At 62.4% G+C, this 338-nt stretch carries 1 protein-coding gene; it reads right to left on the reverse strand.

Annotation, left to right across the window (positions count from 1 at the left end):
- The coding region (locus ACM6JQ_RS18445; RefSeq protein ID WP_414894464.1) for an immunoglobulin-like domain-containing protein at nt 1-338 on the reverse strand (338 nt) is incomplete at both ends.

Genomic DNA, 338 nt, shown 5'->3' on the forward strand with positions numbered 1-338 from the left:
TCGATGGTGATCACAGCGCCGTTCGACAGGGTTACGGTCACTGGTGAGCCAGCGGCGTTGGTCAGGGTCGCGGTGTAAACGATCGAGCCGCCTTCAGCGACCGAACCGGTCGCGCTGAGCGACAGATTGGTGGTGTCGACGGTGTCGGTCACGTTGGTGCTGACCGGGGTTTTGTCGGCCACCAGATTTTCGTAGTTGCCGCCCGTGACGTTGGTGATCGCGTTGGTCAGCGGAGCGTGGCCGGTCAGCGCATCGTTCGGTGCGGTGGTAGTGGCGGTGCCAGTGGTCTGGCCGACGCCGATGGTGATGGTTTGACCATTGGCCAAAGTCACGACAAC

The sequence above is a fragment of the Pseudomonas sp. IT-232MI5 genome (assembly GCF_949767845.1).
Lineage (GTDB): Bacteria > Pseudomonadota > Gammaproteobacteria > Pseudomonadales > Pseudomonadaceae > Aquipseudomonas.